This window comes from Stenotrophomonas sp. Steno-C17, assembly GCF_056393165.1.
In genome coordinates this window covers 159,148-172,463 of record NZ_JBWJPD010000005.1, presented here as the reverse complement: position 1 = coordinate 172,463, position 13,316 = coordinate 159,148, and the positions used below count along the sequence as shown (strand labels likewise).

Annotated in this window: 15 protein-coding genes; 4 read left to right on the top strand and 11 right to left on the bottom strand. The window is 67.6% G+C overall.

Translation table 11 applies throughout. The features are described from left to right. Positions 1-11 precede the first annotated feature (11 nt). The 3 genes from dinG to aroE form a co-directional block, all read right to left on the bottom strand. On the bottom strand, positions 12-2,114 hold the full coding sequence (gene dinG, locus AC06FA_RS06765) for an ATP-dependent DNA helicase DinG (RefSeq protein ID WP_108754518.1): 2,103 nt from the start codon (positions 2,112-2,114) through the stop codon (positions 12-14). Positions 2,115-2,364: 250 nt separating this feature from the next. Next, positions 2,365-2,721: a hypothetical protein gene (locus AC06FA_RS06760; protein WP_108751257.1), complete on the bottom strand. Its 357-nt coding sequence runs from the start codon at positions 2,719-2,721 to the stop codon at positions 2,365-2,367. Positions 2,722-2,724: 3 nt separating this feature from the next. After that, positions 2,725-3,570: a shikimate dehydrogenase gene (aroE, locus tag AC06FA_RS06755; RefSeq protein WP_312709150.1), complete on the bottom strand. Its 846-nt coding sequence runs from the start codon at positions 3,568-3,570 to the stop codon at positions 2,725-2,727. 48 nt (positions 3,571-3,618) lie between these two features. On the opposite strand from aroE, the gene AC06FA_RS06750 reads away from it, so the two are divergent. Continuing rightward, positions 3,619-4,482, top strand: coding sequence for a TolB family protein (locus AC06FA_RS06750; RefSeq protein WP_478067634.1), 864 nt, complete (start codon positions 3,619-3,621; stop codon positions 4,480-4,482). Between the two features lie 130 nt (positions 4,483-4,612). Here the strand turns inward: AC06FA_RS06750 and AC06FA_RS06745 are convergent, their stop codons facing one another. The 4 genes from AC06FA_RS06745 to AC06FA_RS06730 form a co-directional block, all read right to left on the bottom strand. Beyond that, the gene (locus AC06FA_RS06745; RefSeq protein WP_478067633.1) at positions 4,613-4,882 is read right to left on the bottom strand and encodes an SHOCT domain-containing protein; all 270 of its coding nucleotides are present in this window, start codon (positions 4,880-4,882) and stop codon (positions 4,613-4,615) included. Between the two features lie 45 nt (positions 4,883-4,927). Then, positions 4,928-5,917: a porphobilinogen synthase gene (gene hemB, locus AC06FA_RS06740; protein WP_108751261.1), complete on the bottom strand. Its 990-nt coding sequence runs from the start codon at positions 5,915-5,917 to the stop codon at positions 4,928-4,930. A 19-nt stretch (positions 5,918-5,936) separates the two neighbouring features. After that, entirely contained in the window at positions 5,937-6,854 is a 918-nt protein-coding gene (locus AC06FA_RS06735; protein WP_478067632.1) for a bestrophin family protein, read from the bottom strand. Positions 6,855-6,978: 124 nt separating this feature from the next. Further along, positions 6,979-7,227 carry a hypothetical protein gene (locus AC06FA_RS06730; RefSeq protein ID WP_108754522.1) on the bottom strand — a complete coding sequence of 83 codons (249 nt, stop codon included), beginning with the start codon at positions 7,225-7,227 and terminating at the stop codon, positions 6,979-6,981. A 177-nt stretch (positions 7,228-7,404) separates the two neighbouring features. Between AC06FA_RS06730 and AC06FA_RS06725 the strand changes: the two genes are divergently transcribed. Then, positions 7,405-7,863 (top strand): hypothetical protein, encoded by a 459-nt coding sequence (locus AC06FA_RS06725; RefSeq protein WP_478067631.1) that lies wholly within the window; start codon positions 7,405-7,407, stop codon positions 7,861-7,863. Positions 7,864-7,992: 129 nt separating this feature from the next. On the opposite strand, the gene AC06FA_RS06720 is transcribed toward AC06FA_RS06725, so the two are convergent. From AC06FA_RS06720 to AC06FA_RS06710, 3 genes are all read right to left on the bottom strand, one after another. Next, positions 7,993-9,792, bottom strand: coding sequence for a DUF885 domain-containing protein (locus AC06FA_RS06720; RefSeq protein ID WP_478067630.1), 1,800 nt, complete (start codon positions 9,790-9,792; stop codon positions 7,993-7,995). 155 nt (positions 9,793-9,947) lie between these two features. After that, positions 9,948-10,298 (bottom strand): hypothetical protein, encoded by a 351-nt coding sequence (locus AC06FA_RS06715; RefSeq protein WP_478067629.1) that lies wholly within the window; start codon positions 10,296-10,298, stop codon positions 9,948-9,950. A gap of 52 nt (positions 10,299-10,350) precedes the next feature. Beyond that, on the bottom strand, positions 10,351-10,710 hold the full coding sequence (locus AC06FA_RS06710) for a hypothetical protein (protein ID WP_478067628.1): 360 nt from the start codon (positions 10,708-10,710) through the stop codon (positions 10,351-10,353). A gap of 1,264 nt (positions 10,711-11,974) precedes the next feature. On the opposite strand from AC06FA_RS06710, the gene AC06FA_RS06705 reads away from it, so the two are divergent. Then, entirely contained in the window at positions 11,975-12,340 is a 366-nt protein-coding gene (locus AC06FA_RS06705; RefSeq protein WP_478067627.1) for a hypothetical protein, read from the top strand. 27 nt (positions 12,341-12,367) lie between these two features. Then, entirely contained in the window at positions 12,368-12,934 is a 567-nt protein-coding gene (locus tag AC06FA_RS06700; protein WP_478067626.1) for a hypothetical protein, read from the top strand. Between the two features lie 31 nt (positions 12,935-12,965). Here AC06FA_RS06700 and AC06FA_RS06695 read toward each other — a convergent pair whose 3' ends face one another. Beyond that, on the bottom strand, positions 12,966-13,277 hold the full coding sequence (locus tag AC06FA_RS06695; RefSeq protein ID WP_478067625.1) for a hypothetical protein: 312 nt from the start codon (positions 13,275-13,277) through the stop codon (positions 12,966-12,968). Positions 13,278-13,316 lie beyond the last annotated feature (39 nt).

Below are 13,316 nucleotides of genomic sequence, written 5' to 3'. Positions count from 1 at the left end.
GCCGACGTTCGTCAGCCGATCACGCGCTTGAACGGCGGCAGTGCGTCGATGATGCGCTTGCCGTAGCGGCGGGTCAGCAGGCGCGAGTCGAGGATGATGACCCGGCCGGTGTCGGTCGAGGTGCGGATCAGGCGGCCGGCAAACTGGGTGAGCGTGCGCAGCGCGTGCGGGATGGCAATCAGGTTGAAGGCGTTCATGCCGCGCGCTTCCACCCATTCGCTCAGGGTGGCGGTCTGCGGGTCGGTCGGCACCGCGAACGGCACCTGGGTGATGACCACCGTGGTGCAGGCTTCGCCGGGCAGATCCAGGCCTTCGCCGAACGAGTTCAGGCCGAACAGCACCGAACCTTCGCCGGCGGCCACGCGGCGCAGGTGTTCGTCAATCAGCCGGGTCTTGGACATTTCGCCCTGCACCAGCACCTGCTTGCGGCGCGCGGCCGACATCAGGCCGGCAACCTTTTCCATCTTCCAGCGCGAAGTGAACAGCACCATCGAGCCCTTGGCCCAGTCCAGTTCGGTGTCCAGGTAACGCGCCACCTCGCGCGGGTGGCCGTCGCGGTCGTCCGGGGTGACCGGGAACTTCGGCACGATCAGTTCGGCCTGGTTGGGCAGGTCGAACGGCGAGGCCAGCGACACCATCTCCGCTTCCGGTGGGATGCCGTTGTCGATGGCCAGCGACTGGAAATCACCGCCGCCGGTCAGGGTGGCCGAGGTCATCACCACCGAATCCACTTCATCCCACAGCAGCTTGCGCAGCACGTGCGCGGCCGACACCGGTGAGCCGTGCAGCACCAGGTCGCCATCGCGGGTGGCGGTCACCCAGCGCGCGGTAGGCGGCGCGCCGTCCTTGTCCTCGCGGCGCCAGGCCTGCCACAGGTTGTACTGCTGCTCGATCATTTCCAGGGCCATGCCCAGATTGCGCTGCAGGCGCTCGCGCGCAGCGTCGTCCGGCTTGCCCTTGGCCACCTGTGCCGTGGCGGCGTGGGCCCAGTTGTAGAGGCTGCGGGTGTCGTCGGCCAGCGCTTCGATGGGTTCGCGCCAGGCCTCGGGCAGGCGCCCGTTGGCCGCGCGCCACATCGGCTCTTCATCGGCCGGGGCCGGCATCCATACCGCTTCCACGTGGTCACGGAACGCGCGCAGCTGCTTGGCCACGTTACTGGCCACGTCGATGGCCTCGTTCGGCAGCAGGTTGCCCAGGCGGTCCTTGTCGACCGCACGGTACGCACCGGCAATCAGGATCTGCAGGCGGCCGACTCGCTTGGCCATGTCATCCAGGGCCAGGCTGGCCGCGCCCTGGTCGATGGCCACGTTGCCGATGTGGTGGCCTTCGTCCAGCACCAGCAGCATGTCCGACGGCGCGGCGATCATCGGCTGGCCGTTGTCGCTGTCACCAATGGACAGCGCCGACAGCAACAGCGCGTGGTTGGTCACCACGATCTGCGCATCGCGCACGGTGTTGCGTGAGCGCAGCACCGCGCACTGCGCCGAGTACGCACAGCGACGGCCAGCGCAGGCCGAGGCCGGCGTGGTGATGCGGCTGCGCAGGCCGGGGCTGATGGTTTCCGGCGCGTTGTCGATGTCGCCGTCCCAGCTGCCGCTGGTGAAGGCATCGGACAGGCGCTTGGCGATATCCATTTCGATGGGCGCCAGCGGCCGGTCGTACAGCGGCGCCTCGTCTTCGAACATGCCGCCCTGGGCGCCCTCGCCCTGCGCTTCGGCGGCGTTGCGCGTGCACAGGTAGCGGGTGCGGCCCTTGGCCAGCGCCACGGTCGCTTCCAGGCCGGTGGCCTTGAGGAAGTTGGGAATGTCGCGCTCGACCAGCTGCGACTGCAGCGCCACGGTCCCGGTGCTGATGACCAGCTTCTTCTTGCTGGCCAGTGCGATCGGCACGCCTGCGGTCAGGTAGCCCAGACTCTTGCCGACGCCGGTGGGCGCTTCGACCACGCCCACGCCGCCACTGGTGGACAGCGCGCGCGACACCACGCCGATCATCTGGCTCTGCGAGCGGCGGGTGGAGAAGCCGGGGGTGTTGGCCTGCAGCGTCGTATAGGCCTTGCGGATCGCATCCTTCAAGGCGTCATCGAGCTTGCGGGGGGCGGCGACAGTTTCGGTCACGCCGGAAGTTACCGTGGCTGGATCAGGCCGGCCATTGTCGCATGGCCGGCCGACGGCACCGGGCCGGCGGCGCTGAACGGGGTCAGCGGCGGCGGCGGTTGGCGGGCTTGGGCCGGGCGCAGCGCCGCGGCCAAGGCAGATGCGGCAGGCCCATCATCGGTAGCGCCGGGCCATGCCCGGCGGCTTGATCGGGACCGCTGTGCTCGCCGGGCATGGCCCGGCGCTACCAATCAGGGCGGCTTGCCCAGCGTTACGGCGCCGACGCGGCCGGCCGTGCGCGCAGCAGCCGCACCAGCGCCCAGACCAGCAGCACGATGCCGAAGGCATCCAGCAGGGCCAGCACGAAGTGCACCCCGCCCAGCACCGCGCTCATCGCCGACACGGCACTGAAATCGCCGCTGCTGACCAGCCACAGCGGCACCACGCTGGCCCCCAGGCTGCCCAGGTTGGCGGCCAGCAACAGCAGCAGGCCAGCCAGCGCGCCGCTGCGGGCCGCATCACGCGGCGCGCCCAGCACCCACACCAGGCCCACGCACAGTGCGATCAGCACCGGCAGGCGCACGCCCAGCAGGCTGAGCACGCTCATCAGCATGGCCGAGGCATCCATGGATCAGTCCTGCCCGGCGAAGGCGCCGGCACCGGCGCGCAGCTGCTGGTAGACCTCGTCGGTCTGCGGGCGCACGCCATGCCACTGCAGGAAGCTTTCGGCGGCCTGCTCGACCAGCATGCCCAGGCCATCAACGGTGTTGCGGCAGTTGGCCGAACGCGCCCAGGCCAGGAAGGCGATGGCGGCCTCGCCGTAGTTCAGGTCCACGGCAGTGGTCATCGAATTGACCAGCGACAGCGGCAGTTTGAACTCGACATCGCGGTCGCGGCCAGCCGAGGTGGCATTGAGGATCAGTTCGAAATCGCCCAGCTCGCGCAGGTCTTCCCAGTAGCGGCTGATGGCGCGGCCGGGTTCACCCATCGCATCGATCAGTTCGTCGGCACGTTCCGGCGTGCGGTTCACCACCACCAGTTCGGTGATGCCGGCATCCAGCAGCGCCGGTGCCACGCTGCGCGCCGAACCACCGGCACCGATCAGCAGCACGCGGCGGCCGCGCAGGTCCAGGCTGTGGCGATCGGTCAGGTCGCGCACCAGGCCGATGCCATCGGTGGTGTCGCCATGCCAGCGGTCACCCTTGCGCAGCAGCGTGTTGACCGAGCCGGCGCGGCGCGCGCGTGCGGTCAGGGTGGTGCACACGGAAAACGCGGCTTCCTTGTGCGGCGAGGTGACGTTGGCGCCCACGCCGCCTTCGGCAGCGAAGGCTTCCAGCCCGGCCAGGAAGGCGTCCGGGGCCAGGTCGATGGCGCGGTAGTCCACGCTGATGCCTTCCTGGCGACCGAACGTCGCGTGGATCTGCGGCGACTTCGAGTGGGCGACGGGGTGTCCGAAGACGGCGTAACGGTCGGTCATGGAATCCTCAAGCTGGCTAGACTGATGCTCTTTCGTGCACGGACCTGGATGATGCGCATCACCCCGACCCTGCTGGTGCTCGCCGCCAGTCTACTCTCTGCCCCCGTGGCGAGGGCGTTGAACGAGTACGGCATCGAGGGCATGGGGGTGGTATCGACCCGGGCCGATGAAGGGCGCGCGACGATCAGTGCCGATGGCCAGCGCATCGTCTTCGCCCGCCGCGGCGAAGCGGGCTGGGGGCTGTGGCAGGCACGGGTGGTGGACGGGCGCTGGCAGCAGGCGCAGGCCCTGCCGGTGGCGGTGCCCGGCGAGGTGGTCGATCCGTACTTCAGCCGCGATGGGCGCTGGCTGCTGTTTGCCGCTGGCCGCGAGGGCGCGCTGGCGCTGTACCGCGCGCCGCTGGCGGCCGATGGCAGCCTGGGCCCTGCGCAGCCGCTGGCGGGCACCGGCAAGACCCGCCCCGAGCGTGGCCCGGCGCTGAGCGCCGATGGCCGCCGGCTGCTGTTCGCGCGCGAGCAGGGCCGCGGCGCGGGCTGGGACCTGTTCGTGGCACCGCTGGATGCACAGGGCGGGCGCGGCACGGCGGTGGCGCTGGACGCGCTCAACAGCGCGGGCGACGAGACCGACGGTGACTGGCTGGGCCAGGACGGCGCGGTGGTGTTCAGCCGCGTGGGCGCCACGGCGGCGCAGGTGATGACCAGCGGTTGTGCGTGGACCGGGGCGGCGCTGCAGCCGCTGGGGTTGTCGTTCAACCAAAGCGGCGGCTGGACTGCGGCACCGGTGATCGACAACGCCAAGCCCGGCGAAATGCTGGTGGCCAGCAGCGCCGCGCGTGCACCGCGCGCCGGTGGCGTGGATGTGTACCGGTTGGCGGTGCCGAAAATCGTGGCCGTGGCCGGCTGCGTAAAGTAGATCCACGCCATGCGTGGATGAACCACAGGGCGGGCCAACCCCCACGGTAGGTGCCAACCTTGGTTGGCACACTCGCGAAGGGGTCAGAGCCCTTTCCTGCGGAAAGGGATCCGATCCCGGGTCATGCCGCTCAGCGCGCCAACACCTTGGCCCGCTGCTGTTCGTACTCGGCTTCGCTGATCTGGCCGGTGTCCTTGCGCTGGTTCAACGCGGCCAACTCCGCTTCCACTGCATCCGGCAGCGCCTGGCTGCGGGCCACATGGCGCGCGGCGGACGGCTGTTCCGGCGCGCGCCGGGCGGCACGGCGGGCGGCCAGGAACACGAACACGATGATGGCGCCGAAGATCGTGGTGCCCACGATCCAGATCAACCACTGCATCCATCCCAGTTCCGGTGCCATCGCCTGTGTCTCCCTAGTTCGTGAACGCGTTCGTGGGCGCTATTGTCAGCGCTCGCGCAGCCAGCGCGCTACCTGCGGGGCGAAATAGGTCAGCACGCCATCGGCGCCGGCACGCTTGAAGCCCAGCAGCGATTCCAGCACGCAGGCGCGTTCGTCCAGCCAGCCGTTGGCGAAGGCGGCCTTCATCATCGCGTACTCGCCACTCACCTGGTACGCAAAGGTCGGCACGCCGAACTTCTCCTTCACCCGGCGCACCAGGTCCAGGTAGGGCATGCCCGGCTTGACCATCACCATGTCGGCGCCTTCTTCCAGGTCCAGCGCGATCTCGCGCAGCGCCTCGTCACCGTTGGCCGGGTCCATCTGGTAGGTCTTCTTGTCGGCCTTGCCAAGGTTGCCGGCGCTGCCCACCGCATCACGGAACGGGCCGTAGAAGGCCGAGGCGTACTTGGCCGAATAGGCCATGATGCGCACGTTGACGTGGTGGTCGGCATCGAGCGCACGGCGGATGGCGCCGATGCGGCCGTCCATCATGTCCGACGGCGAGATGATGTCGGCGCCGGCTTCGGCGTGCGACAGCGACTGCTTCACCAGCGCTTCCACGGTGATGTCGTTGAGCACGTAGCCCTTGTCGTCGATGATCCCGTCCTGGCCGTGGGTGGTGTACGGGTCCAGCGCTACGTCGGTCATCACCCCCAGTTCCGGGAAGCGGGTCTTCAGCGCGCGGATCGCCCGCTGCGCCAGGCCGTCCTCGGCCCAGGCCGCCGAAGCGTCCAGCGTCTTCTGCGAGGCATCGATGACCGGGAACAGGTCGATGACCGGAATGCCCAGCTCCAGCGCTTCTTCGGCCACCTTCAGCAGTTCTTCGATCGACAGCCGCTCCACGCCCGGCATCGACGGCACGGCCACGCGACCGGCCGGCTCGTGCACGAACACCGGGTAGATCAGGTCGTCGGTGGTCAGCGTGTTCTCGCGCATCAGGCGGCGCGAGAATTCGTCATGGCGCATGCGCCGCGGGCGGTAATGGGGGTGAGGCATGGCAGGCTCCGAGGAGTGGCTATTGCAACAGGTAGCCCTGCGGCAGCAGGGGTTCGGGCAGGGGGCGTTCGCCCAGCGCATCGAGCTGGTCGATTTCGATGGTGCGCACCAGGGCGTCCAGCGGCAGATCGTTCGGCTCCAGGCCGAACGGGTCTTCCATCTCTTCGCCCAACTGGTCCAGGCCGAAGAACGCATAGGCCAGCACCGCCGACAGCACCGGCGTGGCCCAGCCCAGCGAGCTGGCCAGGCCGAACGGCAGCAGCACGCAGAACATCCACGCGCAGCGGTGCAGCAGCAGGGTGTAGGCGAACGGCAACGGCGTGGTGAGAATGCGCTCGCAGCCGGCCTGGATGGACGACATGGCGTGCAGGCGCTCTTCCAGCTGCGTGTACAGGATCGAATCGAGGGTGCCGGCGCGCAGGGCCTGGGCCAGTTCGGCGGCGATCATCGCCAGCAGCGCATCGGGCACGTTGTCGCGCTGGGCCAGCTGGGCGCGCTGGTCATCATCCAGCCACGGCACCGCCGCCAGGGCGACCTCTCGGCGGCGCAGGCGCGCGGCCAGGGCGGCGGCGAAGGCGATGGTGAGGTAGCTGACGCGCTGCCGGCGTGGCGCATCGTCGGCCAGCAGCAGGTGCAGCTGGCGGGCCAGCGAGCGCGATTCGTAGACCAGCTGGCCCCACAGCTTGCGGCCTTCCCACCAGCGGTCGTAGCAGGCGCTGTTGCGGAAGCTGAGGAAGATCGACAGCACCAGGCCCAGCAGGGTGAACGGTGCGGCCGAGACGCGCTCGATGCCGGGCGGCTGGGCCAGTTCCACCACCGCGGCAACGGCAATGGCCAGCACCAGGATGGCCAGCACCTTGGGCGCCACCGCCGGAACGATGGAACCGCGCAGGATGTACAGCAATTGCCAGCCGTGCGGCCGGGGGCGAATGATCATCGGGGCTACCGCGGCGGACGCGGTCCTGCAGGCACGCGGGGGGCTCGCGCAGCCGCCCATTCTACGCCCCTGCCCGCGCCGCGACCGCGCACCTGCGACGCCCGGTCGCACCCGCCGGGGGTGTTCAGATCACCCCGCCGCCCAGGCCCAGGCGGAAGATGCCCACCACCACCACGATGCCGTTCAGCACCAGGCCGGCCCAGGCGCGGCCGCGCTTGCTGGGGTGGGTGAACAGGATGCCGATGGCGGCGATGATCGCGCCCACGGCCGCAAAGGGAATGAGGAACCAGTTGCCCCACCCCAGAAGGGGAATCAGCGCCAGGATCATCCACAGCAGCGCCACCACACCCCACAACAGACTGATAACGCCCATGCCACGCTCCGTGCTTGGTTGCCGCCACCATAGCGGTTCCCGGCGCGGCCGCCTACCGGCGTTGGCGACAGCATCACCGCGGCCGTGCCAGCATGCGGCCAGGGCCGGCGTGCCGGTGTTGGCGCCGATTCAGAGTGCGGGTCCGATGATCCGAGGCAATCCACAGGGGTATACGCCATGAACATCCGTTGGGTCGCATTGGCGGCCATGCTGCTGGCCGCTGCCGGGTGCGCCAGCACCTCCAAAGTCATGCTGGGCCGGGCGCGTGCGCCGATCGACCCGGCCCTGGTGCAGATCTATTCCACCCCGCCGGCCGGTTCGCAGGAAATCGCTCAGCTGGAATCGTCTTCGGCGGTGGGCTTCGGTACCCAGGGCCAGACCGACGCGGCCGTGACGCGACTGAAGCGCGAAGCCGCCGCGCTGGGCGCCAACGGCGTGATCCTGATGGGCGTGGGCAGCAGCGGCTCGCCGGTGGGCATGTCGGTAGGCGCCGGCAGCTACGGCTCGCACGTGGGCGGCGGCGTGGGCATCGGCATTCCCACCACGCAGAAGCGCGCGGCCGGCGTGGCGATCTGGGTGCCCAACCCGGAACCGCCGGCACGCCTGCCGACGCAGACCATTACCCCGCAACGCTGATGCGACGGTAGCGCCGGGCCATGCCCGGCGGCTTTTCCGCTGCGCTCGCCGGGCATGGCCCGGCGCTACCTGGCCGTAACCCATGGGGTCAGAGCCCTTTCCTTGCGGAAAGGGATCCGACCCCGTGGTTCAGCGCTTGTACTTCGGCACGAACTGCTGCTGCACGGCTTCGGCCAGCTGGTCCGGCGGCAGCAGGCCCTGGTCGAGCAGGAAGTTGTTGAACGCCAGGCGGTCGAACTTCGCGCCCAGCGCCAGTTCGGTCTGCATGCGCAGTTCCAGGATGCGGGTGTACCCGTAGAAGTAGCTGCCGGCCTGGCCGGGCATGCGCACCATGTAACGGTCCAGCTCCTGCGTGGCCATGGCCTTGGACAGGCCCACCTGATCGATCAGCACGCGCTCGCCGGTGGCACGGTCGGTCAGGCCCAGGTTGAGCATCGGGTCGAGCATCGCGCGCGCCGCGCGCAGCAGGCGGAACTGCAGGGCGATCATCTGCCCGTCCAGCGGCTCGTACGGCACCATCTCGGCTTCGGCATACAGCGCCCAGCCTTCCACGTTCACCGAATTGAACGCGAACATGGTGCGTGCCAGCGACACGCCGCGCTCGACCATGGCGGTGAACTGCAGCTCGTGGCCGGGGCGGCCCTCATGCGCGCTCAGGGTCCATGCGGCCGAACCGAAGTTGAAGTCGTCGTACTGCGCGCCCTCGCCCGCGGCCGGGTTGCCCAGCGGCAGCACGAAGGTGCCCTGCTGCCCGGTGTTGTTCACCAGCGGCGCCGGCAGGAAGTGCGGGGCCGGGCTGGCCGCGCTTTCCGCCGCCGAACCCAGGCGCATCTGCATGGCGCGCTTGGGCACATCGACAATGGCGTGTTCGCGGATGAGCGGATCGATGGCATCGATCACCTTGCGGTAATGCCCTTCCAACTGGTCATTGGCAATCTTGTTGGCCTTCAGTGCGCGAATGACCGCCACCGGGTCGCTCGGGTCGGCCACCTTCAGGCCCTTTTCCTTGGCCACCAGCGGGGCGAGCTGCTGCATCGCCGAGCGGGTTTCCATGAATTCCAACTGGGCGCGCTGCATCAGCAGCTTCGGGTCGATATCAATGCCCACCTGCTTGAGCTGGTAGGCATACAGCGGCGCCGGCAGGCGCGCGTCGGTGCGGGCCTTGGGCAGCACTTCCTTGCGGGTCCATTCGGCGTAGTCCTTCATCTGCCCGGCCAGCGCCTGCATGGCTTCATCGGCCCCGGCAATCTGGTACTTCTTCAGCAGCGACTCGATGCCGGTGATGTAGGTCTGCACGTTGTCCAGCGACTGCTGCACTTCGATCGTGGTCGGCTGCAGCAGGCTGCTGTCCTTCAGCCGCTCTTCGTAGCGCTGGCGAGCCAGGGTAGTGAAGGCGGTGCTGCCCGGCTGCAGGCCGGCATAGGCCTTCAGGCGATCCAGCGCCTTGCTGCGGCGCTCGGCCGGCACCTGGTCGGACAGCAGCAGGTTCAGGCCACTGAACACGGTCTGCGGCGCATCGCGCCAGGGAAGCAGGTACTTGTCGTTCAGTTCGCTGCCTTCGATGTTCTGGTTGGCCGCGGCGATCATGATCTCCAGGTCCTGGCGGACGTTGGGGTCCTTCTCGCTGGCCAGCTTGGCCTTCAGTTCGTCGCGGGCCTTTGCCATGGCGGCACGGTAGCGCTGGCCGTTGTCCGGGCCCAGGTCGGCCACCTTGTCGTCATAGCCGGGCACGCCGAAGAAGCCGGTTTCCTCGGGCTGGAACGGCCCCTGCGCGTCCAGCAGGATCTGCGCCAGCGCGTTGCTGCGCGCCACCCAGGCCGGGCTGGCCGGGGTAGCCGCCTTGGCGGCGGGTGCGGCCAGGGCCGACGGTGCGGACAGCAACGGGGCGGCACTCAGGGCCAGGGCAACGGCCAACGCGATGGGCTTCATGGGACACTCCAGCAAAGGGTTGCCCGCAACTTACGCGGTTGGGGCGATGGCGACAATCGGCTGGAGGTCACGGACGGCTCTGGTAGACGCCCACCTTGGTGGGCGGCTCCAAGGGGCCAACCAAGGCTGGCCTCTACCAAGGCAAGCGCTTTCGATCAGGTGCAGCGCTCGGCGGCCTTGGCAATGACCGCCGCGCTGGCATCCTCTGCCTTCAGCCGTTGCAGCAACCCGTCGCACGCCAGACGGTCACCAGGCTTTTCCGCGTAGATCAGAAGCTCACCGGCCCGGTCGACGCCATCCAGATAGAGCACCCGGCAATCACCGGCACTGGTATGGATTTTCATGGCGCGAATATCTGCGATCTGCTCGCCAGCACTCGCCGGGCCCTCGCACATTCCCCCGTAGTAAGCCCTGCTCATGAGCGCGGAAATGGGCTTGGTTTGCAGCTCGCCCAGTCGATCACCACCGTTGCAGGCCGCCAGGGCTGACGCTGTGCCAAACATCATGAAAAGTCTGCGTCTCATGAAGATCCCGGATACATGGCAGTGTGCCGGCCACTCACGCGTTCGGCCTACGCGCGTAGCTGTAGTTGGGATCCCGCACGGCACGGACGATCGGGCTTCGTGCGTGCCTGATCGCTCCGGGAAACCAACACAGCACCATTGCCACCAGCCAGATTGCGCCCAGCCATGCCCATGCGTTGAGGACATACGCCACGACCAGCGCCAATGACGCCAGCAGGGTGATGACCTCGGCGTACAGCAGGTACAGCAGGTGCGTGCCCCGTGGAGGGTTCGAACACACAACGATGCCACATTCCCGGCAGGAGACCTGCGCCCGACTCTTCCAAGCCGTACGCATGAGGAAGCGTTGCCGGTGCGCGCCACAGAATGGGCAGGTGAAGGTCACCAGGCGCATCAGGGTGGATCCTTTCCTTGATTGGCATCGTTTGCCGGGGACGTGACCGAGCCTAGCATGGGGCTGATACGGCAATGCCACATGCAACAACGCACGGCAGGGCCGCCATTTGTTCGCCAGCATCCGGGACGATGCCAAGCATTGGTCGCGCCACGCGCGCAGCCACAATGCCGTCGGGCTTGATCGGACCAAGGTCGCGATGAGGGGCCACTAGCGTCTACTGGCGGGGCATCGAGATGTCGCATCTGCGCTGCCCTTGGCGCCTCAGGCACCTCTGCAATTGCCAACGCGCCTGAGCTGCCGATACCGGTGAACGCCTTGCATACCAAGGCGCTTGGCACACGGCGAAACTTACAATGATTCTGAGAACGTTGCATGTAGTGACGACGTCGGCCCTACTCCCTTGGCATCGCGCATGACCGGGCGTATTCCTTTCGATGCCACCGTGCATCGGTGGCCGGGATTCGAAACCCCGGTAGTTCGCTGAAGTAAACGTCTGCCAGCCGGCATCACCCTGTGTGGTGCCGGCTGGCAATCCGTCGGCCGGCTATGGCGGGCGGTGCGTGGAGGCCTAGCGCCTGCCCGTATATCCACACGCGGGGTTTCGAACCACGCATCGTCCGCCACCTTTACCAGTGGCGGCTTCTGCCTGCGCGCAAGGAGCCCGCAATGACCGAAAGCTACTCCCCTACCCCGCAGATTGTTCGATAGCATCCTGGACGACGCCAAGCACTGATCGCACCACGCGCGCAGCCACAATGCCGCGTGGCTTGAGCGGACCAAGGTGGCGATGAAAGGCCAGCAACGGCCGCTGGCCGAGGGCATCGTCATGACGCATCTGCCCTGCCCTCGGCGGGTGCAGTCGATTCGCGACAACGGACTCGCCTGAGCCGCCAATACCGGCAAGAGCCTTGCGTGACAAGGCATCAGCAACGCCGCGCAATTTGCAACGATTCTGAAAATGTTGAAAGCAGTGACGGCTTCGGCCCTACTGCCTTGGCATTGAACGCAACCGGGCGTATTCCTTGCCGGGCCACCGAAAACGGGTGGTCGGGGCCTCGAAATCCCCGGTTGTACGTTGATGTTTACGCTTGCCAGTCGGCACCACCTTCGCGTGGTGTCGGCTGGCAATCCGTCTGCCGGCTATGGCGGGCGGTGCGTGGAGGCCTTGTGCCTGCCGGTTCAGCGTACACCGGGTTTCGAGCCACGCATCGTCCGCCACCTTTATCGGTGGCGGCTTCTGCCTGCACGCAAGGAGCCCGCCATGACCGCACCCTATTCCCCTGCCCCGCATTCCATCCAGGAACCGCCGGCAGCCGATCCCGCGCCAGACCCCAACACCCTCACCCAGTTGCTGCGCAGCATTGGCGCCGGTGCCGCCGCAGATGGCCAGCCTTGGCCGGAACGCCACCCGCTGCGTAGTCGCCAGATCGCGCTGGCCGACGCCGATTGCGCCCTGGCTGGCCAGCGCGTGGTGCAGGAACTGCTGCTGGCCGCCGAGCGGGCCCGCCAGAACGGAGACCCCGACCAGGACGTGGGCGACCGCGTGATGGAAGGCCTGGCCATGGCCTGCCTCGCGCTCAACGTCTTCATCCAGGAACGCGTGCGGCCCCTCGGCGTAGGGTCGTAAGTGAGGTCGTTCGTCTCGTCTAGCCTGATGGTGATCGCCGCGCTGGCCGCTATTGCCTTGTTGCCCTGGCCGCAGAGCGCAGCCGAAGAGACGTGGGTCTATCCGAAGGTGGAATTCGCGAAATTCGAGAAGCTCTATGGCAGTGCGCACGGATTTGTTTCCACGCGCCGAGCAACCGGCTTCACGATCTACCCGGCGGATGCCGTTGCGCCCTCTTTTCAGGTCCGCTGCAAGGGCTTTCCCGTGCTGAGGGTGGAGCGCACCACAACGTCGGTCACGCTTCGTCTGCCGGCGGACGCGCTGCAGCGTGCGCCGGAATCTGAGGCGCTGTATCTGGATCTGCAGCAGTTGATGGCGTTCAACCAGATTGAGGGTGTCAGCATTCCCGATGGGCGGGCCCGACCGTGGTGGCGGGCCGGGCCTGCGGTGCCGAAGGATGACCGGTGTGCGTTTCCATCTGGCGGGGGGCTGATGGACTGGTACCGTGGCCGTCCGTTCGGTGTGGTGGGCGTTGGTGGAGCGGGATCGGTTTTGATGAGGGGATGCTGCGAGATTCAGTCGAGCAAGCTCGACTCTACGGTAGCGCAACAATAGTCCGTTCCCATCGGCGCCGGGTTGCCGACCGTCAATTGCTACTCGCCTTCTTTCCGGCTAGAGCAACCAGCAAGATCAGCACGAGCACGACGCACACAGCAAAATTGAAAAAGAGGATGGGGCGTATGGCGAGATAGAGCTCACCGATCCCAAGGGAATAGGACCCGCGGCGGGACTGCGAGCCCAGTGCTCTGGAAATGATCTGAATCCATACAAGCGCAGCAATCTGAACAGCGATGATTCCGATCGCCGATAGCAGCCGCCTGGTAGGTGTTCTGCCGAGCATTGCGAAGTACGCAAGCACTGAGAGAACCACGTAGAAGGCAACCAACACCCAAGCCATAGCCTATTCCCCGCATCCGCAGCCCTTGGGCTGGTTGCT